This window comes from Actinomadura madurae (assembly GCF_047130825.1).
GTDB classification, from domain to species: domain Bacteria; phylum Actinomycetota; class Actinomycetes; order Streptosporangiales; family Streptosporangiaceae; genus Spirillospora; species Spirillospora madurae.
On sequence record NZ_CP083237.1, the window covers coordinates 2,594,953 to 2,618,928 of the forward strand.

Below are 23,976 nucleotides of genomic sequence, written 5' to 3' on the forward strand. Positions count from 1 at the left end.
CGCAATGATTACCGAGGCCGATGGAAATGTCATCTCATTTCCGTGCTATCCGCCGGGGCACGACGGCGCGGGACCATCCGCCGAGACCAGCCGCGCCTGATTCGTCCCCGTACTACGCTGTTGACCTCCGGGGGAACCTCCCCGGGCCGCAGGACATCGAATGATCGCGCCCCCGCCGCGACCCGGACGAGACGAGCAACGGAGAGGGATCCCCCGACCCATGACCGAGGACGTCCCGGGCTACCGGGTGCTGGAGCAGGTCGGCGAGGGCGGCTTCAGCATCGTCTACCGCGCGCACCAGGAGCGCCTCGACCGGATGGTCGCCCTGAAGGTCCTGTCGGTCAGCGCGGTCGACGACGCGGCGATGCGGCGCTTCCAGCGCGAATCGAAGATCACCGGGCGGCTCTCCGGGCACCCCAACATCGTGACCGTGCTGGACACCGGCACCACCCGCTCCGGCCGCCCCTACATCGCGATGGAGTACTTCGAGCACGGCGCGCTCACCGACCGGCTCGCGCGGGAGGGGCCGCTGCCGTTCGCCGAGGTGCTGCGGATCGGGGTGAAGATGGCGGGCGCGCTCGCCGCGACCCACGAGACCGACGTGCTGCACCGGGACGTCAAGCCGCAGAACGTGCTGCTGTCGCGGTACGGGGAGCCCGCGCTCGCCGACTTCGGCATCGCCCGCCTGGTCGACTCGTTCGACGCGACCCACACCCAGGCGTTCACCCCGCACCACGCCGCGCCCGAGGTGCTGGAGGGCCGCCCGCCGGGCGTCGGCGCCGACATCTACTCGCTCGGCTCGACCCTGTACCAGCTCCTGGCCGGGCAGCCCGCGTTCAAGGGCCCGCCCAGCGAGGGCATCGCGCTGCTGATGCTGCGGATCCTCAACGACGCGCCGCCGCCGATCCCGCGCCCGGACGTCCCCCGGCAGGTCGCCGACGTCATCGCGCGCTCGATGGCGAAGACGCCGGAGCAGCGGTTCGCGACCGCCGTCGAGTTCGCGCAGGCGCTCCAGCGGGTGCAGGCCGAGCTGGGGCTGCCGGTCACGGACGTGCCGCACAGCGGCGGGTCCGCCCTGCCGGCGCCCGACGCCGGTCCGCGCCCCTCCTCCCCCGACACCTCGGGGCCGCCGCGCGTGCCGGAGTGGGCGCCCACCGCCCGGCCACCGGCCGCGCCGGCCGCCGCGGCGCCGCCCCCGGCGCCCGTCGCGCCGCCGGAGCGGCCGCAGTCCCCGTGGGCGCCGGGCGCCCTCCCGCCGCAGACGCCGGACGCGCTCCTCCCGCAGGACGGCCCGCGCCCGGCACCCGGGCCCGCCTGGCCGCAGGCGCCGGAAGCGGGCGACCCCCGGGCGAGCGGCGCCCGCACCGCGGGCTCCCCCACGGGCTCCCGCACGACGCCGCACGGCGCCCCGGACCAGATCACCCAGGACCGGCCGCACGACGGTCCCCGTCGCGGCCTGATCGTCGCGGCGGGTGTCGCGCTCACCGGCGGGCTCGCGCTCGGCATCGGGGCGCTCGCGCTCGCCGGGGACGGCGGCTCCAGGGAGGGCGGGCAGCCCGCCGACCCGGAGCCGGCGACCCAGGCCGCCCCGCAGGGGCAGGTCACGGGCGCGCCGCAGCCGATCACGCCCGCGCAGCTCGCGGCGACCCGCCCGCGCAAGGTGGTCGCCCGGCCGGTCGGGCGGACGGCGGCGCTCCTGTGGACGCTGCCGCCCGCCGCGCGGGAGCTGCCGCTGCTCGTCCAGCAGCAGCCGGCCGGGTCGAAGCCGATCGTGTCCGTCCAGGCCGGCTCGCGGTCGGCGACCATCCCGGGCCTGCGGCCCAGGGTCGCCTACTGCTTCAAGGTCGGCGCGGTGCTGCGCCTCAACCAGGGCCAGGCGCCCGACGTGTCATGGTCGGAGCCGGCCTGCATCCGCCCGGCGAAGACGAAAACGAAGACGAAAACGAAGAGCTAACCGCACTTCCACACCGGCGGCCCGGCGAAGCTCGTCCACTCCCCCGGCGTGTCGACAAGGTAACCGATCAGGTAACCGGTCTTTCCCTGCCAGGTGAGCCGGACGTACATGTCGCCGGCGAGGTCGGCGTTCCTGTTGTAGTAGGCGCCTTTCACCTGGCAGTGGACGGTCACCATCTCACCGTTGTTGTCGTTCATGGAGGCGACGGTGGAGCCGTTGTTCGCGTCCGGCGTGGACCTGATGTAGGCGTTGGACTGGCCGTTGCGTTCCACCGGGTACCGGTTGGTCGGGCCGGTCAGCGTCGCCTTCGCGGACGCCGTCGTCCCGGTGCCGGCGCCGTTCACGGCCGCGACCGTGAAGGTGTAGGACCCGTTGGTCGAGACGTCGCCGAGCGTCGCGGACGTCGCGGAGACCGTCCGGCTGCCGCTCACTGGACCGTCCCAGCTGAGCCGGTAGGCGGAGGCGCCGGCCGGGGCGGTCCACGAGACCCTGGCCCCGGACGCGGTGGCCCGCGCGCCGAGGCCGGTCGGCGCGCCCGGTGTCACGCACGGCCGGACGGGGTCGCTCGCCGCCGAGACCCGCTCCCGCGTCCGGCCCCGGGAGTCCCGGTAGCGGACGGCGACGCGGAACCGGTACTCGCGCCCGCAGTCGCCGCCCCTGACCGTGAAGGTGAGCGGGCCGGCGCCCTGGGGGATCGCCGCCGGGCTCGCCGCCAGCCCGGACGGGACGTCCTTGAGCACGTACCCGATGATCCCCTCGCCCTGGGAGGGCTGGAAGTCGATCCGCATCGTGCCCGCCCCCGGCGTGACGGCCACGTTGCCCGGCGGCGCCGGCGGCTGCCCGGGACGCGGCGGGGCGGGCGTCCGCGGCGGACGGCCGGCATCCGGCGGCGGGGCGTCTCCCCCGCCGGGGAGGGGGATCGCGCGCCGGTTCGGCCCGCCCGCCACCCGGTCCTTGTACTTGTCGACGTTCTTGCGGCCGCCCCGCTCGTCGACCACGACGGCGCGCGGGCCGGACGGGTCGTGCGCCCACAGCATCCCGTCCCGGACGAAGACGTCCAGCGTGGCGGGCCGCCCGGTGACCCGGACCGGCTCCTCGAACCGGTTGGCCGCGGCGTCGTACACGAGCAGGGCGCCGGCCGTCTCGTCCGGGATGTAGACCTTCGGGCCGAGCATCTGCGGCGCCCGGTAGCGGTGCCGCGGCACGGCGAGGCGGGCGCTGGAGTAGCGCCCGGTGCCGGTGTCGACGGTGATGAGCGAACCGGTTCCGGGCACCAGCAGCGGGACGGTCCGGCCCTCGGTGGCGGGCGGGGCGAGCACGCCGCCGCGTCCCGCCTGCCGGACGGTCGTCGGCAGGCTCACCGTGAGCCGTCCCCCGGACGACTTGACGGCGGTGGCCGTGGCGGCGGTGGCGTTCGTGACGACCGGCTCCCCGGCCGCGATGGTGAGCGCCAGGGCGTCGCCGGGCCCGCCGACCCGGACGGGCGGCCCGAGACGGCCGTCCGCGAACGGCGAGACCTGCCCGTCCCGCGCCACCGGCACCCACAGGGTGCCCCGCGCGTCGATGCCCGCCTGCCCGAGGACCGGCGGCAGCGTGGCGGACGCGCCGACCGGGGCCAGGGACACCGGGTCGATCTGCTGGACGACGCCCTTGACGGAGTCGACCGTGTACGCCTTCCCCGCGCCCGCGAGGACCTGGAGGCCCGCGCCGAGCGGGCGGCTCGTGCCGATGTTCAGCTGCGCCGGGTCGAGCCGGCTGACCACACCGGTGTCCAGGTCGACGATCAGCACCGTGGAGCCGTCCTGGACGATCTTGATGTTGTGGCCGCGCATCTGCGGGACCACGGCCGCCCGGCCGTCCACCTTGCCGGCCGGGCCGTTGACGTGCACGGCGAGGCCCTTGCCGCGCGCGGTCAGCCAGGCGCCGACGTCGGCGATCCGGTACTTGGCGCTCGCGACGCCGACCCCGTAGACGCCGGCGGCGATGACGAGCACGCCGACGAGCCCGACCGCGACCTGGCCCGTCAGCCGGTCGCGCCGGAACAGCATCCCCACCAGGCCCGCCACGTCCCGAATCACCTACCCCGTCGCACCGGACACCGTAGTGAAACCCGACCGCCATAGGGGCGTGTTCTGGGGAGAAAGGGACAAAGTCAGCTTTCGTGAATGGCGTCGGTGAACGTCGGGACGGTGATGTTCCGCCCGGAAAGGATCACCACGGGGCGGCCGGTCACCTCGGCCTTCCCGGCGAGGACGGCGGCGACGCCCGCGGCGCCCGCCCCCTCGGCGACCAGGCCGTGCTCGTGGAACAGCCAGCGCAGCGCCGTCCGGATCTGGTCATCGGTGACCGACGTCATCTCCGCGGTGTCCCCGATCACCTCCGGGGTGACGCAGCCCGGTTCGAGGTTGCCGGGCAGGCCGTCGGCGAAGGTGTCGCCGACCTCGACGCCGACGACCCGCCCGGCCGCCAGCGAGGCGGACACGCCGCGCGACACCGCCGACTCCACGCCGAGCACCCGGACGTTCCCGCGCTCGCGGGCCCACAGGCAGAGGCCGGCGAGGAGGCCGCCCCCGCCGACCGGCGCGATCACCGTCAGCGGCCCGTCCGCCTGCTCGTCCAGCTCCCGCCCGATGGTGCCCTGCCCGGCGATGACCGCCGGGTCGTTGTAGGGCGAGACGTAGTGGCCGGGGAGCGTCATCGCGTGCGCCTCGGCCTCGTCGTAGGTCGTCCCGTGCCGGACGAGCCGCACCGGGAACGCGCCGATCCGGTCGACCTTGACCTGGGAGGCCCTGGTCGACACGACGACGGCGACGTCGGCGCCGGACCGCGCGGCGGCGTACCCCATGCCGAGGCCGTGGTTCCCGGCGCTCGCGGTGACGACGGGCTCCCCCTCCGGGAGGGCGGCGACCGCCGCGAGGGCGCCGCGCACCTTGAACGCGCCGGTCGGCTGGAAGGTCTCCAGCTTCAGCAACGCCCCGGGCGCCAGACCGGACGGGATCAGCGGCGTGGGTCCGAGTACGGCGGAGACGGCCCGCCAGGCGCGCTCCAGGTCGTCCAGGTCCGGCGGACGGACGGGGCGGACGGTCACGCCCGCTCCCCGGACGACTCGTCCAGCCGCTCGTGGAGGCGCTGCCGGATCTCGTCCGGCGTGTAGGCACGCCGCCGGCGCTCGGACCGCACGATCACGGCACCGGTCGCGGCGACGCCGATGAACCCGGCGATGCCCAGTGTCTTCCAGAGACCCGGTGTTCTCCAGAGACCCGGTGCCTTCCAGAGACCTGACGTTCTCAACGCGCGCATGCGGCTACCGTAGCGATCATGCCGGGTACGAGCATCTCCCTTGACGAGGCCGCCGAGCTGACCCGCACCGGGGACGTGTGGCTGTTCCGCGGCCGGACGGTCGCGGACCGCGCCATCCAGATGACGACGAACAGCCCCGTCAACCACGTCGGCATGTCGGTGGTCATCGACGACCTGCCGCCGCTGATGTGGCACGCCGAGCTCGGCCGCTCGCTGCGGGACATGTGGACCGGCGGGCACCACCGCGGTGCGCAGCTGCACGACCTGCGTGACGCCGTCCTGGCGTGGGGGAACCGCTACGGGCAGCGGGCCTGGCTGCGGCAGCTCGATCCGCCGCCGTCCCGGGAGACGGAGGACGCGGCGCTGCGCGCGGTGGCGCGGCTGGACGGCACGCCGTTCCCGTCCACGTCGAAGCTGGCGACGCGGTGGGTGCGCGGGCGGGTGCCGATCCGGCGGCCGGCGGAGCGGGACGCGAACTTGGAGACCGCGTTCTGCGCGGAGATCGTCGCGGTGACGTACCAGTCGATGGGGCTGCTGCCGAAGGGCCGCCGGCCGAACTGGTTCGACCCGGGCCGGTTCTGGAGCGGGGACGACCTGGAGCTGGAGGCCGGCGCCGTCCTCGGCGGCGAGATCGCGGTCAGCCTTCCCCCGTCGTGACGTCCGCGCCGGCCCGGCGGTCCCGCAGCGACCGCGGGTGCAGGCGGCGGCGGAACCGGCGCAGCCGCCCGGCCCGCGTGGTGACGAGACGCCCCAGCCGGTCGGTGTGGTGCCAGGCCTGGTCGGCGGCGCCCGGGTCCGGGCGGGACGCGGCGAAGCGGCTGCGGTTGACGAGGTCGGCGAGCGGGCCGAGGTGCCCGTGCGCCTCCTCGCCGACGGCGGACGCGCCGAACCGCGCGACCTCGTGCGCGGTCAGCGTCCGGGCCGTGGACAGGCCGACGTCCGAGAGGTGGTCGAGCGCCTCGTGCCAGGCGCCGGCGATGCGGGCGGCGGGCGTCCCGGCCCTCCGGCGCCGTGTCCGCAGGGCGGGCGCGAGGAGGACGGCGAGCAGGTAGCCGAGGACGAGCACGCCCGCCCCGATCGCGGCGAACACCCACCACGGCGTGGGCGCCGCCTCGGCGGCGGGCGCCTTCTGCGGGCCCTTCTGCGTCGTGTTCCCGGGCCCCTGGCCGCGCTGCTGGGAGGCCGCGTTCTTCTGCGCCTGCTCCAGTTTCTGCTCGGTCTCCCCCGCCGCGACGGCGTCGTTCTTCTTGGACCTGCGGGCGCTGTCGGGGAGGGGGTTGAAGCGGATCCAGCCGAGCTCGTCGAACTTGATCTCGGGCCACACCATCACGTCCCCCGAGCGGACCTGGACGGCGCCGCCCACGCGGTTCCCCCCGTCGAAGCCGACGACGACCCGGGAGGGGAGCCCCAGCGACCGGGCCAGCAGGGCGTAGGCGGTCGCGAAGTGCTCGGGCGTGCCGCGCCTGCCCTCGCCGAGGAAGTAGTCGAGCTGCCGGTAGCTGTGCCCGGGGGGCGCGGTCACGTCGTACCTGGCGTAGCGCTTGAGGTACTCGGCGAGCATCGCGGCCTTCTGGATGGGCGACACGGCGCCCTGGGTCGCGGCCTCCGCGAACCTGCGGAACTCGGCGAGCTGGACGGGCGGCTCCTTGGCGCCGGGCCCCCACGGCAGCTCCCGCGCGGCCCTGGCCTCGGCGTCGTTCGCGACGGCCGCGTCCGCGAGATCGTCGGCCGTCCATTCGGGCACGACGGAGTCGACCCGGTACGTCTGGCCCGAGCGGAGCGGCTCGGCGGCGGCGAGCGCGCCGCTGCCGGGGTCGACGACGACCGGGAGGCCGTCGACCTGCCGGGGCCGGTCGGCGGCCGGCACCCACACGCCGGGCAGGTCGCGGATCGTGATGCGCTGCGCGACCTCGTGCTTCCTGTCCGGGGCCGGCCCCTCCGGCACGCGGCTCCCGGTCGGGACGAACCGGGCCGTGGACGACCACGTCACGCCGTCGAACCTGTCCAGGACGGCGAGCCGCTCGATCTCGTTCCGCTTCGCCTCGACGGTGAACATGACCTGGTCGGGGCTCAGCAGCCAGCCGCCGACGCGGTCGAGCGGGCTGACGCTGTCGCGCTGCCGCGGCGGCGGGGCCTCGACCTGCTCGCGCGGGTTGTAGGGCTCGGCGCTGACCGGGACGACGGGCCCGGCGGCGAACGCCAGCCCGCCGAGGACGCCGGCGGCCGGCACCCCGATGACCAGGGGCCGCCACGCGATGCCGGTGCCGGGACCGTCCGCGCGGACCAGGACGAGCACGGCGATGAGCACGACGGTCGCGGCGGCGAGCGGGAGGTTCGTCCCGGGGCCGTCCACGCCGAGCAGCAGCGCGACCGCCCACACGGCGAGGGCCGGGACGCCCGGGGCGGCGCGCAGCGAGGTCCGCAGCGCCAGCTCCGCCGACGCGAACGCGGCGAGCCACACCACCACGTTGACCAGCACGAGGAACTCGGGCTTCGCGGGCGCGGGCAGCAGCGTCGTCAGGATCGACTTCCACGAGCCGAGCACGCCCTCGCGGAGCGTCTGCGGCAGCGTCCCGTCGCCGAGGGCCGGCCGCAGGACGGTGACCGAGACCGTCCCCGCCCAGGCGACGACCGTGAGCACGAGCGAGATCCACAGCGGCCACGGCCCCCTGTCCTTGCGCGGGCCCGACAGCAGCCCGCACAGCAGGGTCGGGACCGCCGCGGCGACGGCCACGACGGGGACGACCGGCCCCATCCCGAAGACCCGCTGGAACGCGAGGCCGGAGACCGCGACCAGGCAGGCCGTCACGGCGAGCGAGACGTACCGGGTCACCGGACGCTCCCCAGCCGCCGCCACGCCTCCGCCAGGCCGTCGAGGTCGGCGACGTCGACGACCTGGACGCCGGGCGGCGCCGACGCCGGCTCCGGCGGCCGGACCCGCAGCACCACGACCCGGTCGAAGCGGCTCCGCACGGACGCGATCCGCCCCAGCTCCGCGTCCCCGTTCGCCACGACGACGAGGGACCCGCCCGCGGGCACGCGGCGCACCGCGTCCACGACCGACCGCGGCCCCTCCCGCGGCTGGACGGCGGTCAGCCGGTCGAGGAGGACCTCCACGTCACCGGGCCCGCCCCGCGTGTCGGCCAGCGGGCCGTCGCCGGTGAGGATCCGGACGGGGAAGCTCGCCGACGCCGCGCCGACCGCGACCGACGCCGCCGCGTCCACGGCCAGCTCGAAGTCGTCGGGCTCCGGCCACGATCCGGGCCGCGCTTCCAGCACTACCGTCGTGGTCGGCAGGCTGGCGTCCACCAGCTGGCGGACCATCAGCGTCCCGGTGCGAGCGGACGACTTCCAGTGGATGTGGCGCAGCTCGTCCCCGATCACGTACTCGCGCAGCGCGTGGAACGTCGCCGTCCCGGCCGGGGACCGGTCGCTGGTCGGGCCCTCCAGGTGGTGGGCGCGACCGGACGGCAGCAGCGCCAGCCGCACCGTCTTCGGCCGGACGAGCAGCGTCTGCGGCGCCCCGTACTCCCGGACCCGGCGGGCCAGCCGGAGCGGGTCGGCGCGGACCAGCCGCAGCGGCCCGACCGGGATCTCGCCGCGCCGGTCCGTCGGCAGCCGGTACGTCACCGAGCGCTTCCCGCCGGCCCGCAGGCGCGGGATGTCGACGGCGACCGACGTCGCCCCGGCCCTTCTTCCCCGGGGGGACGACCCCCCAGGCCCCCCGGTGAAGAATGGTTCCTGGGCGCTCATGCCCCGGGCGCCACGACCCTGGTTGGTCACGTGCAGGACACCGACGGCCGGTTCGCCGCGCTCGACCTTCAGCGGCGCGATCTCCCGGCGGACGTCCAGCTTCGGGCGCGGGAGCGTCCACAGCGCGGCGCCCGCAACCGCCATCAGGCCCGCGACGGCGAGCATCGCGGGCTCCGGATAGCCGAGCCACCAGCCCGCCGCGTACAGCGGCGCCGAGACGGCCGCCGTCCCCCATCCGAGCGGCGTCAGCACGTCACACCCCGGCGGCCTGCGGTGTCGGGACGTTCTGCAGGGCCTCGGCGACCACGTCGGCGCCGGTGCGCCCGCGCAGCTCGGCCTCCGGCGTGACGATCAGCCGGTGCGCGATGACGGGGACCGCGAGCGCCTTCACGTCCTCCGGGACGATGTAGGAGCGGCCGGCCGCCGCCGCCCGCACCCGCGCCGCGCGCAGCAGCGCGATGCTGGCCCGCGGGCTCGCGCCGAGCCGCAGGTCGGGGTGCTCGCGGGTGGCCGCGACGACCCGGACCAGGTAGTCGTACAGCGGCGCCGCAACGTGCAGCCGCTGCGCGAAGTCGATCATCCGGGATAGGTCCTCGCGGGTCATCACCGGCGGCATCTGGTCGAGCATCGCCCCGGTCGGGGCGCCCGCGAGCAGCGCCACCTCGGCCTGGTGGTCGGGGTAGCCCATGGAGATCCGCATCAGGAACCGGTCGAGCTGCGCCTCCGGCAGCGGGTACGTGCCGTCCATGTCGACCGGGTTCTGCGTGGCGATCACCATGAACGGGCGCGGCACCGGGTGCGGGGTGCCCTCGACCGTCACCCGGCGCTCCTCCATGACCTCCAGCAGCGCCGACTGCGTCTTGGGCGAGCCGCGGTTGATCTCGTCCGCGACGACCAGGTTCGCGAAGATCGGGCCGGGGTGGAACTCGAACGCGCTCGTCCCCTGGTTGAAGATGGAGACGCCGGTGATGTCGCTGGGCAGCAGGTCGGGCGTGAACTGGATCCGCGCCCACTTGGCCTCGACCGACGCCGACATCGCCCGCGCCAGGGTCGTCTTGCCGACGCCCGGGACGTCCTCGACCAGCAGGTGCCCCTCGGACAGCAGGCAGATCAGCGCCAGCTCGACCTTCTCCCGCTTACCGCGCACGACCCGCTCGATGTTCCCGGCCAGCGCCGCGAACATCTGCGCGAACCGCCCCACCAGCGCGTCCGCGTCCGCTCCTGGATTCTCGGTCATCGTCCGCACCCCCGCGTGCTCGACATGGATCGTTCGCCCGCGGTCGGCTCCGGCCGCTCACATCTGGCATTCATAGAGGCCGTCCGAGGGGTATCCGTTCTTGGACGTGGCCACCAGCGTGTCGTTGAGGTAGCCGTTGCCGTACTGCGTCTGAACCCTGTTCCAGACGTTGCTCGACGTGTTGCTTTCGTCGTCGTGGTAGTTATGGCCGCGCACCTGGCACACCACGGTCATCGTGATGATCTGGCCCTGTGGGATCTTGCCGGCGGCCGGTCCGGTCGTGTTCGGTTCTGACCGGATGATCGTGTTGGTCTGGCCGTTGTTCTGGTTCCGGATCTGCCGGGTGGGATAGGCGAGGTTCACGGTCGTCGACACCTCGGTGGAGTCGCCGGCGCCGTTGCGGGCCCGGACGGTCACCGTGTGGGTCTGCGCGTTCGCCAGTCCGCTGATCATCTTCGTCGTCCCCGTGGTCGTGGCCGTCCCGCTGGGCGAGGTCACCACGTAGGTGACGTCATAACCGGAGGAACGCCCCCACGTGAGATCCGCCCCGTGGTCGACGGGCTCCGCGGTCAGGGCGGTCGGCGGGCCGGGAGCGGTGCAGGCGGTGGCGCCGACCTCGCCGGACTCGCTGTAGGCCCTCCTGCCGTTCCTGCCCTTGTACTCGGCGGCGACCTTGTAGATGTGGGTCGTCGTGTCGCAGGTGAGGCCGCCGACGGTGAACGTCCCGCCCTGGCTGTTCCCGGCGAACTGCGCAGGGCTCGCGCCGGCGACCGGCCTGCCGTCCTGGCCGAGGAGGACGAACCGGGTCACCGGGTAGACGCCCTGCGGCTGCGCGGGCGCGGTGAACCGGACCCTGATCCTGCCGTTGTCGCCGGACGCGGCGGGCGTCGGCGGGTCGGGCGCGGTCGGGTCCTTCTTCGGCGGCGGCTGCGCGGGACGGCCCGGGGGCGGGACCCCGTTGGACCCGCCGTGGCCTCCCCCGCCGCCGTTGCGGTTGCCCTGCCCGTTGCCCGGGTTCGCCTGGACGGGCAGCGGGCGCCGCGCGCTGCCCGGGATCTTGTCCTCGTACTTCTTGATGCGCCTGACCCGGCCGTCCGGGCCGAACGCGAGCGCCGTCGGGCCGAGCGGGTCGTTCACCCACAGCATGTGGTCGCGGACGATGACCTCGATCGTCCCGCCGGGCCGGGTGGCCGCGATCGGCCTCTCCCAGGCGTTGCGCTCGGTGTTGAAGACCAGGAGCCGCCCGGACGTCCGGTCCGGGAGGTAGACGCGCGGGCCGAGGACGTGCGGCGGCTCGAAGGCATGGTTCGGCATGCGCAGCGCGACCGAGTCGACGCGGCCGACCCCGGTGTTCAGCAGGTACAGCGCGCCGCCCGCACCGAGCATCGGGACGACCTGCCCGTCGGCGACCGCCGGGACCTTGACCCCGTTCCTCGCCTCCGTGACCGGCGCGGGCAGGTTGATCCGCTGCGTCCCCTCGGGCCGGACGATCAGCGCCGTCGCGGACGTGCTGTCGACGATCACCGGCGTGCCGGCGGCGATCGTCAGGGCGAGGCGGTCGCCGGCCTTCCCGGCCGCGACGGGCTCGCCCTGGCGGCCCTGCTGGAACGGCACGACCTGCCCCGTCTGCGGGACGGGCACCCACAGGGCCCCGTTGGCGTCGATGCCGGCCTGCCCGAGCGGCGCGGTCAGCGTCGCGGGCGCCCCGACCGGCGTCAGCCGCAGCGGGTCGATCTGCTGGACGGTGCCCTTGACCAGGTCGATCGTGTAGGCGGCCCCGGCGCCGGAGAGCACCTGCATGCCCGGGCCGCCGACCTGCCGGCTCGTGGTGATCTTGAGCTGGGACGGGTCGATGCGGCTGACGACGCCGGTGTCCTCGTCTACGAGCAGCACGGTCGTGCCGTCCTGGACGATCTTGATACGGTGGCCGCGCATCTGCGGGACCACCGCGGCCTTGCCGTCGACCTTGCCGGCCAGCCCGTTGGCGTGCACGACGAGACCCTTGGCGCTCGCGCTCAGCCAGGCCCCCACGTCCGAGAGTTTGTACCGCGCACTGGCGGTGCCCACCCCGTAGACGAGCGCGCTCACGCAGAGCACGCCGACCAGCCCGATCGCGATCTGGCCGGTCAGCCGGTCACGCCGGAAATGGTGTAAAAGCCCGCGCGCGCCCGCGGCACGCGCGGAGGATCGGTCCCCGTTCAATCCCCGCTCACCCTCTCGTCGCGCCGGAAACGGGAGCTCACCGCCCCGGGCGCGAACGGCACGATAACGGTTATGCGGGTCAGACCGGAACGGGATTGCGAAGTTCGGCCCCGCGGAGGCCCTATGGCACGGCGGGTTACGGGCGACCCGTCATGATATTGATCACATCTGGCACGGTCACCGGACATCCACCCTGGAGAACCGAACGCGAACGTCGTCCCCGGCGTCCTAATGTTGGGCATCGCGACGACGACTCCGAGGTGGACGTGGACAACTTGACTTCGCCCCCGGCCGAAACCCGGGGACTCCCGAACGGCCTAGGGCCGTCCGCCGCTCGCGCGACCCGGATCGCTCCGGAGGGGTTCCTGCTTCGTCGCCGACCGCGTCCGGGATGCCCCCGTTCGTCTCACATCAGCTCCACAGGCCGACACCGAAAGTCCTTCGGCCAGAATGTTCTTGGCGGCGTTGACGTCCCGGTCATGCCGGGTGCCGCAGGCCCGGCACGTCCAGTGCCGGGTCGAGAGGCTGAGCCGCGCGAGCAGGTGCCCGCACGCCGAGCAGGTTTTCGAACTGGGGAACCAGCGGTCGATCACCACCAGCCGCCTGCCCCACTGAAGTGTCTTGTACGCGAGCATGGCGCGGAAGGTGCTCCAGCCGCAATCGCCGACGTGCTGAGCCAGCGTGTGGTTGCGGGTCATGCCGGACACGTTGAGGTCCTCAACAACGATGAGGTCATAGCGGCGCACCAACTCGGTCGACGCCTTGTGCAGGAAGTCCTGCCGCGCGCGGCGGACTTTGCCATGCGCCGCCGCAACCTTCCGCGCCGCCTTCTTCCGGTTGGCACTGTCCCTCTGTTTGCGAGCCTTGCGTCGCTCGTACCGAGCCAGGTTCCGCTGCTTGGCGGCAAGATGCCGGGGATTTGCAAGACGCTCGCCGTCGGAGGTCACAGCGAAGTCTTTGATGCCCAAGTCGATGCCGACGTGTTCGCCGCCGGCCTCCAAGGGCTCGGGGAGAACGGTGTCGACGGCGAAGGAAACGTGCCACATGCCGTCGGCGTCCCGGCTCACCGTCACCGTGGTCGGATTGAGGGTGGTCGGAGCGACATCGTCCCACGACCATACGAACTTCAGGGGTTGGAGCGTCTTGGCGAGGTACAGCTCACCGTCCCGGAACCGGAAGGCCGAACGCGTGTAGGTGGCCGACTGCCTGCCCTTGCGGGATTTGTAGCGGGGATAGCGGGCACGCCCGGCGAAGAAGTTGGCGAACGCCGTGGATTGGTGGCGCAGCGTCTGCTGCAACGGAACCGACGACACCTCATTGAGGTACGCCAACCCCTCCGCCTTCTTGAGTTGGGTCAAGTACCTGTCGGACTCGGCGTAACCGGTCCTGGTCCGGTCGATTCTGTAGCGCCTGGTGCGCCAGTCCAACACCTCATTCCACACCTTGCGCGCGCACCCGAACGTGCGGTTCAGCACCGCGGCCTGCCCGGGATCCGGATAGGCCCGACACTTGTACGCCCTCCTCACGAACACGGAGCTTTCAACTTCACCATGGCGCGATGTAAACGATGTGGGAACGTGTCGGCGAGTTCTGGTCCAGGCGCGTCCCGGCTCCGGCGGGCCGGTCAAGACCGGATCCGAGTTCCTTCCCGGTTTCAGACCGGCGACATCCTTCGGAGGCTCAAGTGAGCATCGCCGACCTGTGGGACCGCGTGACGGGAACGCAGCCCGACCCCCCGCTCTGGCTGGTCGCGCTCGTCGGCCTCGTGGCGCTCGGCTCGGTGCTCCACGGCCCCACCTGGCGGGTCGCGCGCAACACCGTCACGATCGCGCACGAGGGCGGGCACGCGCTCATCGCGCTGGTCACCGGCCGCAAGCTGGACGGCATCAAGCTGCACTCCGACACCTCGGGCGTGACCGTGTCGCGCGGCAAGCCGCACGGCCCCGGGATGATCTTCACGGCGATGGCCGGCTACCTCACTCCCCCGCTGCTCGGGCTGTTCTTCGCGCTGCTGCTGGCGGCCGGGCGGATCACGCTCATGCTGTGGTTCTCGCTCGCGCTGCTCGCCGCGATGCTCGTGATGATCCGCAACGCCTACGGCGCGCTGTCGGTGATCGCCACGGGCGCGATCATCTTCGGGGTGTCGTGGCTGGGCAGCGCCGAGGTGCAGGCCGGGTTCGCCTACCTGGCCGCCTGGTTCCTGCTGCTGGCCGCCACCCGCCCGGTGATCGAGCTGCAGCGGATGCGCGCCCGGCACATGGCGCCGAGCTCCGACGCCGACCAGCTCGCGCACCTCACCGGCGTCCCCGGCCTCGCCTGGGTGGCGCTGTTCGGCGCGACGGCCCTGCTCGCCCTGCTGACCGGCGGCGCCCTCCTCGTCCCGGACGTCTCCGTCCCCGACCTGCCCGCCCCGCCCGGCTTCGGCGGGACGGGCTGAGGCCCGGTCCGCCGGACGCCGCCGATCGTCCGGACCGCTGATTGTCCGTGGCCGCCGATAGTTTCGGTGGTGTGAGCGAACGGTGGTCTCGGGAGCAGGTGGTCGGACTCGCGCCTGATGCGGCGTCCGCCAAAGCGGCGGGCGGCATCGCCAAGCCCGCCAAGTGGGGCCGTACGGGCTGCGACGACGAGGCCGTCTGGGGCGAGTGCCAGGGCAGCGGGAAGTCCGTCTACCGGACGTGCGCCGACCTGGCCGGACCCGCCTTCCGGTGCACCTGCCCGAGCCGGAAGTTCCCGTGCAAGCACGGCCTGGGGCTGCTGCTCCTGTGGGCGGACGCCGTGGTGGAGGACGGGCCGCGGCCGGGGTGGGTCGCCGAATGGGTGGAGGACCGGCGCGAACGCGCCGGGAAGGCCGCCGAGCGGCGGGCGGCGTCGGCGTCCAGGGCGCGGGATCCGAAGACGGCGGAGCGGCGGGCACGGCGCGTCGACGACGGGCTGGCCGAGCTCGACCAGTGGCTGCGCGACCAGGTCGCGCACGGCCTCGCCCAGGCGGACAAGGCCCCCTACCGGCTGTGGGACGACGTGGCGCGGCGGCTCGTCGACGCGCAGGCGAGCGCCCTCGCCGGGCAGGTCAAGGGGCTCGCGGCGGTCCCGCGGCGGCCCGGGTGGCCGGACCGCCTGCTGGAGGAGTACGCGCTGCTGCGGCTGCTCGTCCAGGCCTACCGGCGGCGTGACGAGCTGCCCGCCGGGCTGCGCGAGACCGTCCGCTCGCGGGTGGGGTTCACCGTCTCGCAGGACGACGTGCTGACCGGCGGGGAGCGCGTCCGGGACCGGTGGACGGTGACGGGGGCGCACGACACCGCGCAGGACCTGCTGACCACGCGGCGGGTGTGGCTCCAGGGGCGGGCGGGGCGTCCCGCGCTCGTGCTGTCCTTCGCCGCGCCGGGCACGTCTCTGGACACCTCGCTCGTCGTGGGTACGGAGGTCGACGCGGAGCTGGCCTTCTATCCGGGTTCGCAGCCGCTGCGGGCGCTGGTCGCCGAACGCCAGGGGACGGCCATGGCGGCCGCGCCGCGCGGGGCCTCCGTCCGGGCGTTCCTGGACGAGCACGCGGCGGCCCTCGCGCGGGACCCCTGGCTGGACCGGTGGCCCGCGACGCTGGCGAACGTCCGCCTGGCCCGCGCGGGAGGGGAGCTGTACGTGGTCGACGACGCCGGTGACGCGCTGCCGCTCCGGATGGGCGATCCGTGGCGGCTGCTCGCGCTGTCGGGCGGCGGGCCGGTGACGATGGCCGGCGAGTGGAGCCCGCGCGGCCTGCGCCCGCTGACGGCATGGCACGAGGACGAGGGGACGGTGATCCTGTGAGCGCGTGGAACGAGCACGTCACCGCGGCGCTGCTCGGCACCGAGCGCCGTGACCCGCCCGTCCTGGCGGAGGCGCCCGCCGATCCCGGCGACCGGGCGGGGCGGCTGCTCGACCAGGCGGCGCTGCTGGCCGTGCGGCGGAGGGCGGGGCGCGCGCCCGCGGCGGTCGCGCCCGAGCCGGTGGCGCTCGCCCCGGTGGAGGACGCGCCGGTCGTGCCGAGGGCCGCGGCGGCCCGGCTGCGGCGGATCCTCGGCGGGGAGCAGATCCGGGTGCTGCCCGAGTGGCTGGACGCGGCGGCGGCGCGGGGCTTCCGGGTGCCCGCGCAGACGCTTCCCGACCTGCTGGAGCGGGGCCGCGGCGACCGGGTGCTGCGGGCGCCGATCGCGCGGGCGTCCGGGAGGCGCGGCGTCTGGCTGGCCCTGCAGAACACCGACTGGGCCTACCTGGTCGGCTCGGGGGACGACCCCGGCGGCGGCCCCGAGGTCTGGGAGACCGGCACCCGCAACCGCCGCGTGGCCTACCTGACCAGGCTGCGCCGCACCGAGCCGGAGCGGGCGCGGGAGCTGCTGCGCGAGACGTGGGCCAGGGAGCCCGCGCCCGACCGCGCGGCCTTCCTCGCCACGTTCGAGCACGGCCTCTCGCCCGACGACGAGGGCTTCCTCGAGGACGCCCTGGAGGACCGGGGCAAGGACGTCCGGCAGCTCGCGTCCGACCTGCTGGCCCGCATGCCGGGATCGGCCTACGGGGGGCGGATGGCGGCGCGTGCGCGGGCCTGCCTGATCCCGCGGACCGGCACCGTGCGCGGCCGGACGCAGACGTGGATCCAGGTGGAACCGCCGCAGGCCCACGGCGAGGACCTGGCGCGCGACGGCGTCCCCTTCCATCCCAGCGGGTCGTTCGCGCCGCGGGGCGGGGGCTCGCCGGTCGGGACGCGGGCGGCGTGGCTCCGCGAGATCCTCGCCCGCACCCCGCTGTCCACCTGGACGGACCTGTTCGGGCTGCCGCCCATGGAGATCGTCTGCCTGCCCTTCGGCGGAGCCGCCGGGGGCTCCGGGGGGTCGTCCCCTCAGCACGAGCCCGGGTCGGACTCGGACGGGCGGGACGTCCACATCGGGTGGGCGAGGGCCGCGCTCGGCCAGCACGACACCGCCTGGGCGCGGGCGCTGCTGAAGGGCGGCGTCATGGTGGACGAGCCGGAGGCGCTCGCCGACCTGCTCTCGGTCCTGCCCGCGGACGAGCGCGACGCGGCGGCGGCCGACCTGATCCGCTGGGTCGAGGGGCGGCCCGACCTCCTGCGGGTGCTCGAACGGGTCCCGGGGCCGTGGACGGGGCCGCTCGCGGCGGCGGTGGTCGCGACGCTCTCCCTGTCCGCCGAGCGCCCCACCCGGCGCGACGAGCATCTGGTCACCCAGCTGTGCCGGCTGGCCGACCAGCGGCTCGACCCCGCCGCCGCGGCCCGGCTGGAGGAGCTGGAGCCGGCCGCCCCGCGCGCCGTCACCGACCTGATCGCGACCCTGCGGTTCCGCGACGAGATGCTGAAGGAGCTCACCCCGTGACAGACAAGCCTGCATCGGAGGGCCTGGGAGGCCGTCCCGACGCGGAGAACGGCGCCGTCCTGCGGCCGCACGCCGAGCAGCAGTACGCCGGTGAGCTGGCCCGGCTGGCCGAGCACGACGACCGGCCCCGGCCGCCCGGCTGGCGGCTGTCGCCGTGGGCGGTCACCACGTACCTGCTCGGCGGCGAGCTGCCGGACGGGACGGCGATCAGCCCGAAGTACGTGGGGCCGCGGCGGCTGATGGAGGTGGCGGTCGCGACGCTGGCCACCGACCGCGCGCTGCTGCTGCTCGGCGTCCCCGGCACGGCGAAGACGTGGGTGTCGGAGCATCTCGCCGCCGCGGTCAGCGGCGACTCCACGCTGCTCGTGCAGGGGACGGCGGGCACGGCGGAGGAGGCGATCCGCTACGGGTGGAACTACGCGCGGCTGCTCGCCGAGGGGCCGTCGGAGAAGGCGCTGGTGGAGAGCCCGCTGATGCGCGCGATGCGGCGCGGCGCCGTCGCCCGCATCGAGGAGCTGACCCGGATGCCGTCCGACGTCCAGGACACGCTGATCACCGTGCTGTCGGAGAAGACGCTGCCGGTGCCCGAGCTGAGCACCGAGGTCCAGGCCCGCAAGGGGTTCACGGTCATCGCGACCGCCAACGACCGCGACCGGGGCGTGAACGAGCTGTCCAGCGCGCTGCGCCGCCGCTTCAACACGGTCGTGCTGCCGCTCCCGGAGAGCGTCGAGGACGAGATCGGCATCGTCGCCCGCCGCGTCGACCAGATCGGCGCCGGGCTGGAGCTGCCCGAGACGCCGGCGGGGCTGGAGGAGATCCGCCGCGTGGTCACGGTGTTCCGGGAGCTGCGGTCCGGGGTCACGGCGGATGGCCGCACCAAGCTCAAGTCGCCGAGCGCGACGCTCAGCACCGCCGAGGCCATCTCCGTGATCACCAACGGGCTGGCGCTGGCCGCGCACTTCGGCGACGGGGTGCTGCGCGCCGCCGACGTCGCGGGCGGGATCGTCGGCGCGGTCGTCCAGGACCCGGTCTCCGACCGCGTCGTGTGGCAGGAGTACCTGGAGGCGGTCGTCCGCGACCGTCCCGAGTGGCGGGACTTCTACCGCGCCTGCCGGGAGGTCTCTTGAGCCAGGTAGAGGTCTTCGGCGTCCGGCACCACGGGCCGGGGTCGGCGCGTGCGCTGCGCGGCGCGCTGGAGGACTTCAAGCCCGACGCGGTGCTGATCGAGGGGCCGCCCGAGGCCGACCCCATCGTGGCGCTGGCCGGCGACCCCGGGATGGTGCCGCCGGTGGCGCTGCTCGCCTACTCCCCCGCTCCGGAGGACGGCGACCGCCGGGCCGCGTTCTGGCCGTTCGCCGAGTTCAGCCCCGAATGGCAGGCGATCCGGTACGCGCTGTCGACGGGGGCGCAGATCCGGTTCTGCGACCTGCCGGCGGCGAACCAGCTCGTCCCGGCGGACGGCGAACCGGGCGACGAAGCGGGCGACGAAGCGGGCGACGAAGCGGCCGCCGGGCCCGAACCGGCCGGGGAGGCCGAACCGCCGCCCGCCGACGCCGGGGCGCCCGCGGAGTCCGGGGCGCCCGCGCCCGTGGAGGGCATCCGGCTCGACCCGCTGGGCTGGCTGGCGAAGGCGGCCGGCTACGACGACGCCGAGCGGTGGTGGGACGACGTCGTCGAGCACCGCGGCGACGGCCCCTCCCCGTTCCCCGCCATCGCGGAGGCGATGGCGGAGCTGCGCGCCCAGCTGGCCGCGCTGCCGGAGGAGGCCGGGTCCGCCGGGCTGCCGGCCGGCCACCTGCGGCGCGAGGAGCAGCGGGAGGCGCACATGCGCCGGACGCTGCGCCGCACGCTCAAGGAGGGCCACGAGCGGGTCGCCGTGGTGTGCGGGGCCTGGCACGTCCCGGCGCTGCGGGCGAAGGTCCCGGCGACCCGCGACGACCGGACGCTGCGCGGGCTGCCGAAGACGAAGGTCGCGATGACCTGGGTGCCGTGGACGCACGGGCGGCTCGCCGGGCGCTCCGGCTACGGCGCGGGGGTCCGCTCCCCCGGCTGGTACCACCACCTGTTCACGGCGCGCGACCGGCCGATCGAGCGCTGGCTCACGGGCGCCGCCCGCGTCCTGCGCGAGGAGGACCTGCACGTCTCCTCCGCGCACGTGATCGAGGCCGTCCGGCTCGCCGAGGCCCTGGCCGCGCTGCGCGGGCGCCCCCTCGCCGGGCTGGACGAGGTCACCGAGGCGACCCGGGCCGTCCTGTGCGAGGGCGCCGACCTCCCCGTGGAGCTGATCCAGAAGCGCATGGTGGTCGGCGAGCGGCTCGGCGAGGTCCCGGAGCGGACCCCGATGGTGCCGCTCCAGCGCGACCTGCAGGCCGAGCAGCGGCGGCTGCGGCTGAAGCCGTCCGCGCTCGGCAAGGAGCAGGACCTCGACCTGCGCAAGGCCACCGACCTGGAGCGCAGCCGCCTGCTGCACCGCCTCCGCCTGCTGGACGTCGACTGGGGCGTCCCGTCCGAGAGCCGCTCCAAGGGGACGTTCCGCGAGACCTGGACGCTGGCCTGGCGCCCCGAGTTCGACGTCGAGCTGATCGAGGCCGGGGCGTGGGGCACCACCGTCCGCGGCGCGAGCGCCGCCCGCGCGCGGGCGCTGGCCGCGGGCGCCGGCACCCTCGCCGACCTGACGTCGGTGGCCGAGCGGTGCCTGCTGGCCGACCTCGGCGACGCGCTCCCCGCCGTCATGCGGGCCCTCGCCGACCGCGCCGCCGTCGACACCGACGTCGCGCACCTGATGTCCGCGATGCCGGCGATCGTGCGGGCGCTGCGGTACGGCGACGTCCGCGGCACGTCCACCGGCCCGCTCCGGACGGTCGTCGACGGCCTCGTCGTCCGCGTGTGCGTGGGCCTCCCGCCGGCCGTCACCGGCCTGGACGACGACGCCGCCCGCGAGTTCCTCGCCCATGTCGACGCCGTCCACGGCGCCCTCGCCCTGCTCGCCGACGAGGGGCACATCGAGCGGTGGCGCCGCACCCTCGAAGGCGTCCTCACCCGCCCGGACACGCTGCACGGCCTGATCGAGGGCCGCCTCACCCGCCTTCTCCTCGACGCCGGGCGCCTGCCCGACGTCCCCGCCCGGATGGCGCGGGCCGTGTCCGTCGGAGCCGCGCCGGACCGCGCCGCCGCCTGGGTCGAGGGCTTCCTGTCCGGTGGCGGCCTCATCCTGATGCACGACGCGGCCCTGCTGGACCTCGTCGACGAGTGGATCGCCGGCCTGCCCGGCGACTCGTTCACCGACGTCCTCCCCCTCCTGCGCCGCACCTTCGGCGCCTATCCCGCGGCCGAGCGGCGGGCGATAGGCGAGCGGCTCCGCCGCCGCGGCGAGCCCGCCGCCGGCGCCTCCCCGCACGGGGATGACGACATCGACGAGACCCGCGCGGCCCCGGCCGCGGAGACCGCACTGCGAATCCTCGGCTGGACGCACGCATGAGACGGAGGCGCGACGGTGAACGGTGAGAGCACCGAGGACGGCGGCGACCGGCTGCGGCGGTGGCGGCTGGTGCTCGGCGGCGAGCAGGCCGACGGGACCGGGGTCACGCTGGCCGGCGACGACGCGCGCATGGACGGGGCGCTGGAGAAGCTCTACGGGGCCGGCGGGGACGAGGGCCGGTCCCGGCCCGGGCGGCGCGGTGCCGGGCTCGGCGACTCCGCGCCGTCGGTGGCGCGGTGGCTCGGCGACATCCGCGCGTACTTCCCGTCCAGCGTGGTGCAGGTGATGCAGAAGGACGCGATCGAGCGGCTCGACCTGACCCGGCTGCTGCTGGAACCGGAGATGCTGGACGCCGTCGAGCCGGACGTGCACCTGGTCGGGACGCTGCTGTCGCTGAACCGGGTGATGCCCGACAGGGCCAGGGAGTCGGCGCGGGCGGTCGTGCGGAAGGTCGTCCTGGAGCTGGAGCGGCGGCTCGCGCAGAAGACGCGGTCGGCCGTCGGCGGCGCCCTCGACCGGTCCGCGCGGGTGCTGCGGCCGAGGCGGCTCGCGGACGTCGACTGGGACCGGACGATCCGCGCGAACCTGCGGCACTACCTGCCCGAGCAGGGGACGCTCGTGCCGGAGCGGCTGATCGGGTACGGGCGGCGGCAGCAGGCCGTCAAGCGGGACGTCGTCCTCGCGATCGACCAGAGCGGCTCGATGGCGGCGTCGGTGGTGTACGCGAGCGTGTTCGGGGCGGTGCTGGCGTCGCTGCGGTCGCTGCGGACGTCCCTGGTCGTGTTCGACACGAACGTGGTGGACCTGACCGACCAGCTGCACGACCCGGTCGAGGTGCTGTTCGGCACGCAGCTCGGCGGCGGCACCGACATCAACCGGGCGATCGCGTACTGCCAGGGGCTCGTGGCGCGGCCGGCCGACACGATCCTCGTACTGGTCAGCGACCTGTACGAGGGCGGGATCCGGGACGAGATGCTGCAGCGGGTCGCGGCGCTGACGGCGGCGGGCGTGCAGGTCGTGGTGCTGCTCGCGCTGTCGGACGAGGGCGCGCCCGCCTACGACCACGACAACGCCGCGGCGCTGGCGGCGATGGGCGTCCCGGCGTTCGCGTGCACGCCGGACGCGTTCCCGGGGCTGATGGCCGCCGCGATCGAGCGCCGCGACCTGCGGGAGTGGGCCGAGCGCGACGCGGCGTCCGGCTGACGGCGCGTCAGCCGGGCGGCCTGGACAGGCCGCGGGCGAGCAGGACGACCACGAGCGCGGTCAGCGCGGCGTGCCCGGCGAGCGCGGACGCCTGGACCTCGACCAGGGCGCCCCACGCGCCCCACATCGCGACGCGGACGACCCGCGCGGCCATGACGGTCCAGGCGGCGGGACGGCTGCCGCGCCACGCGAGGATCACCGCGACGAGCGTGACGATCGCGACGACGGCGAACGAGGAGGCGACGACGGGCAGCAGGCCGCCGCGGTGCCCCTCGGTCAGGGACGGCCGGGCGATCAGGATGGCGAGGGCGGCGACGTCCAGCGCGGCGAGGAACCCGGCGAGCAGCAGGCCGGTCGCCACCGCGGGGCCGCGCCGCAGCGTCCGGCGGGGCGCGGCCGGGACGGGCTCCGGCCAGGGCGGACCCGCGGGTCCGGCGGCGGGGCCGGGCGGCGCCTGCCTCGTCTCCGGCACGGTGTGCGGACCGCCGTCGCCGGTGATGTCGACCGTGGGCCGCGGCGCGGGGGGCGGGGCCGGGGCGGTCGGGGCCGGGGCGGTCGGGGCCGGGGCCTCCGAGGTGAAGGCGGTCGGGGCGGGGGCGGTCGGGGCGGCGAGGCGCTCGGTCGGGATCTCCAGCCGGGCGTGCTTCTCGCGCTCGCCGAGGAGCCAGAGCAGGACGTCCTCGGAGGCGGGCCGGGCCTTCGGGTCCTTGGCGAGGCAGGCGGCGGCGACCTCGGCGAGCGGGCCCGGCAGGGCGCTCAGGTCGGGCGTCTCGTGCATGATCCGGTACATCACGGTGGGCAGCGGGCCGCCCGCGAACGGGTCGCGCCCGGTGGCGGCGAACAGCAGGGTGCCCGCCCAGGCGAACAGGTCGGTGGCCGGGCCGACCCGCCCGGAGAACTGCTCGGGCGCCATGTAGGCGGGGGTGCCGACGACCTGGCTGGTCAGCGTGGCGCCCGCGTCGAAGGCGCGGGCGATGCCGAAGTCGATCACGCGCGGCCCGTCCGGGCCCATCAGGACGTTCTGCGGCTTGAAGTCGCGGTGCACGATGTTCGCCCGGTGGATCGCCGACAGCGCGGTCACCGAGCTGATCGCCAGCCGCTCCAGGCCGGCGCCGGTGCGCGGGCCCTCCTCCAGGACGAGCGTGCGCAGCGACGGGCCGGGGACGTACTCGCTGACGATGTACGGCCGGTCGCCCGCCATGTCGGCGGCGAGCATCTGCGCGGTGCAGAACCCGGCGACCCGCTCCAGCAGCGCCAGCTCACGGACGAACCGCTCCCGCGCGTTCGCGTCGCCGAGGAGCTGGGCGTGCAGCAGCTTGACCGCCACGCGCGACGGCCCGGCCCCCTCCCCCAGCGGGCGACCGAGATACACCACGCCCTGGCCGCCGGTCCCGATCCGGCCGAGCAGCTCCCAGCCGCCGAGCCGGGTGGGATCGGCGGCCGTCAGGGGAACCGTGCCCGCCATTCGTACCCCCGCGAAAAATTCGAGCAT

At 75.0% G+C, this 23,976-nt stretch carries 17 protein-coding genes; 8 read left to right on the forward strand and 9 right to left on the reverse strand.

Annotated features, from left to right (window positions below; all coding sequences use genetic code 11):
* Positions 1 to 220: 220 nt before the first annotated feature.
* The gene (locus K8Z49_RS11710) at positions 221 to 1,954 is read left to right on the forward strand and encodes a protein kinase domain-containing protein (RefSeq protein WP_412518705.1); all 1,734 of its coding nucleotides are present in this window, start codon (positions 221 to 223) and stop codon (positions 1,952 to 1,954) included.
* On the opposite strand, the gene K8Z49_RS11715 is transcribed toward K8Z49_RS11710, so the two are convergent.
* From K8Z49_RS11715 to K8Z49_RS11725, 3 genes are all read right to left on the reverse strand, one after another.
* Positions 1,951 to 4,020 (reverse strand): fibronectin type III domain-containing protein, encoded by a 2,070-nt coding sequence (locus tag K8Z49_RS11715; RefSeq protein WP_412518707.1) that lies wholly within the window; start codon positions 4,018 to 4,020, stop codon positions 1,951 to 1,953. The genes K8Z49_RS11710 and K8Z49_RS11715 overlap by 4 nt on opposite strands.
* Before the next feature lie 86 nt (positions 4,021 to 4,106).
* Positions 4,107 to 5,042 carry a threonine ammonia-lyase gene (locus K8Z49_RS11720; protein ID WP_021600117.1) on the reverse strand — a complete coding sequence of 312 codons (936 nt, stop codon included), beginning with the start codon at positions 5,040 to 5,042 and terminating at the stop codon, positions 4,107 to 4,109.
* A complete protein-coding gene (locus tag K8Z49_RS11725) occupies positions 5,039 to 5,254 on the reverse strand; it encodes a hypothetical protein (RefSeq protein WP_021600118.1) in 216 nt (71 codons plus the stop codon). The genes K8Z49_RS11720 and K8Z49_RS11725 overlap by 4 nt, the downstream gene beginning before the upstream one ends.
* Positions 5,255 to 5,272: 18 nt before the next feature.
* On the opposite strand from K8Z49_RS11725, the gene K8Z49_RS11730 reads away from it, so the two are divergent.
* Positions 5,273 to 5,911, forward strand: a complete 639-nt coding sequence (locus tag K8Z49_RS11730; protein ID WP_021600119.1) for a hypothetical protein — start codon at positions 5,273 to 5,275, stop codon at positions 5,909 to 5,911.
* On the opposite strand, the gene K8Z49_RS11735 is transcribed toward K8Z49_RS11730, so the two are convergent.
* From K8Z49_RS11735 to K8Z49_RS11755, 5 genes are all read right to left on the reverse strand, one after another.
* Positions 5,892 to 8,087, reverse strand: a complete 2,196-nt coding sequence (locus K8Z49_RS11735; RefSeq protein ID WP_412518710.1) for a DUF3488 and transglutaminase-like domain-containing protein — start codon at positions 8,085 to 8,087, stop codon at positions 5,892 to 5,894. The two genes, K8Z49_RS11730 and K8Z49_RS11735, sit on opposite strands and share 20 nt — an antisense overlap.
* The gene (locus K8Z49_RS11740; RefSeq protein WP_412518712.1) at positions 8,084 to 9,259 is read right to left on the reverse strand and encodes a DUF58 domain-containing protein; all 1,176 of its coding nucleotides are present in this window, start codon (positions 9,257 to 9,259) and stop codon (positions 8,084 to 8,086) included. Before K8Z49_RS11740 ends, K8Z49_RS11735 begins: the two co-directional genes overlap by 4 nt.
* A 1-nt stretch (position 9,260) precedes the next feature.
* A complete protein-coding gene (locus K8Z49_RS11745) occupies positions 9,261 to 10,244 on the reverse strand; it encodes an AAA family ATPase (protein WP_412518714.1) in 984 nt (327 codons plus the stop codon).
* A 57-nt stretch (positions 10,245 to 10,301) separates the two neighbouring features.
* Complete coding sequence (locus K8Z49_RS11750; protein ID WP_412518716.1) at positions 10,302 to 12,446, reverse strand: hypothetical protein; 2,145 nt, start codon at positions 12,444 to 12,446, stop codon at positions 10,302 to 10,304.
* Positions 12,447 to 12,763: 317 nt separating this feature from the next.
* Complete coding sequence (locus K8Z49_RS11755) at positions 12,764 to 13,972, reverse strand: RNA-guided endonuclease InsQ/TnpB family protein (protein WP_412518718.1); 1,209 nt, start codon at positions 13,970 to 13,972, stop codon at positions 12,764 to 12,766.
* A 158-nt stretch (positions 13,973 to 14,130) separates the two neighbouring features.
* On the opposite strand from K8Z49_RS11755, the gene K8Z49_RS11760 reads away from it, so the two are divergent.
* From K8Z49_RS11760 to K8Z49_RS11785, 6 genes are all read left to right on the forward strand, one after another.
* Positions 14,131 to 14,883 carry a M50 family metallopeptidase gene (locus K8Z49_RS11760; RefSeq protein ID WP_021599405.1) on the forward strand — a complete coding sequence of 251 codons (753 nt, stop codon included), beginning with the start codon at positions 14,131 to 14,133 and terminating at the stop codon, positions 14,881 to 14,883.
* Between the two features lie 71 nt (positions 14,884 to 14,954).
* A complete protein-coding gene (locus K8Z49_RS11765) occupies positions 14,955 to 16,247 on the forward strand; it encodes an SWIM zinc finger family protein (RefSeq protein WP_033333602.1) in 1,293 nt (430 codons plus the stop codon).
* Complete coding sequence (locus tag K8Z49_RS11770) at positions 16,244 to 17,803, forward strand: DUF5691 domain-containing protein (RefSeq protein WP_412518721.1); 1,560 nt, start codon at positions 16,244 to 16,246, stop codon at positions 17,801 to 17,803. The genes K8Z49_RS11765 and K8Z49_RS11770 overlap by 4 nt, the downstream gene beginning before the upstream one ends.
* Positions 17,800 to 18,930 carry an ATP-binding protein gene (locus tag K8Z49_RS11775; protein WP_021600187.1) on the forward strand — a complete coding sequence of 377 codons (1,131 nt, stop codon included), beginning with the start codon at positions 17,800 to 17,802 and terminating at the stop codon, positions 18,928 to 18,930. Before K8Z49_RS11770 ends, K8Z49_RS11775 begins: the two co-directional genes overlap by 4 nt.
* The gene (locus K8Z49_RS11780; RefSeq protein WP_412518723.1) at positions 18,927 to 21,281 is read left to right on the forward strand and encodes a DUF5682 family protein; all 2,355 of its coding nucleotides are present in this window, start codon (positions 18,927 to 18,929) and stop codon (positions 21,279 to 21,281) included. The genes K8Z49_RS11775 and K8Z49_RS11780 overlap by 4 nt, the downstream gene beginning before the upstream one ends.
* 15 nt (positions 21,282 to 21,296) lie before the next feature.
* A complete protein-coding gene (locus tag K8Z49_RS11785) occupies positions 21,297 to 22,484 on the forward strand; it encodes a VWA domain-containing protein (RefSeq protein ID WP_256255264.1) in 1,188 nt (395 codons plus the stop codon).
* A 7-nt stretch (positions 22,485 to 22,491) separates the two neighbouring features.
* Here the strand turns inward: K8Z49_RS11785 and K8Z49_RS11790 are convergent, their stop codons facing one another.
* Positions 22,492 to 23,949, reverse strand: a complete 1,458-nt coding sequence (locus K8Z49_RS11790) for a serine/threonine-protein kinase (RefSeq protein ID WP_412518725.1) — start codon at positions 23,947 to 23,949, stop codon at positions 22,492 to 22,494.
* Positions 23,950 to 23,976: the final 27 nt, after the last annotated feature.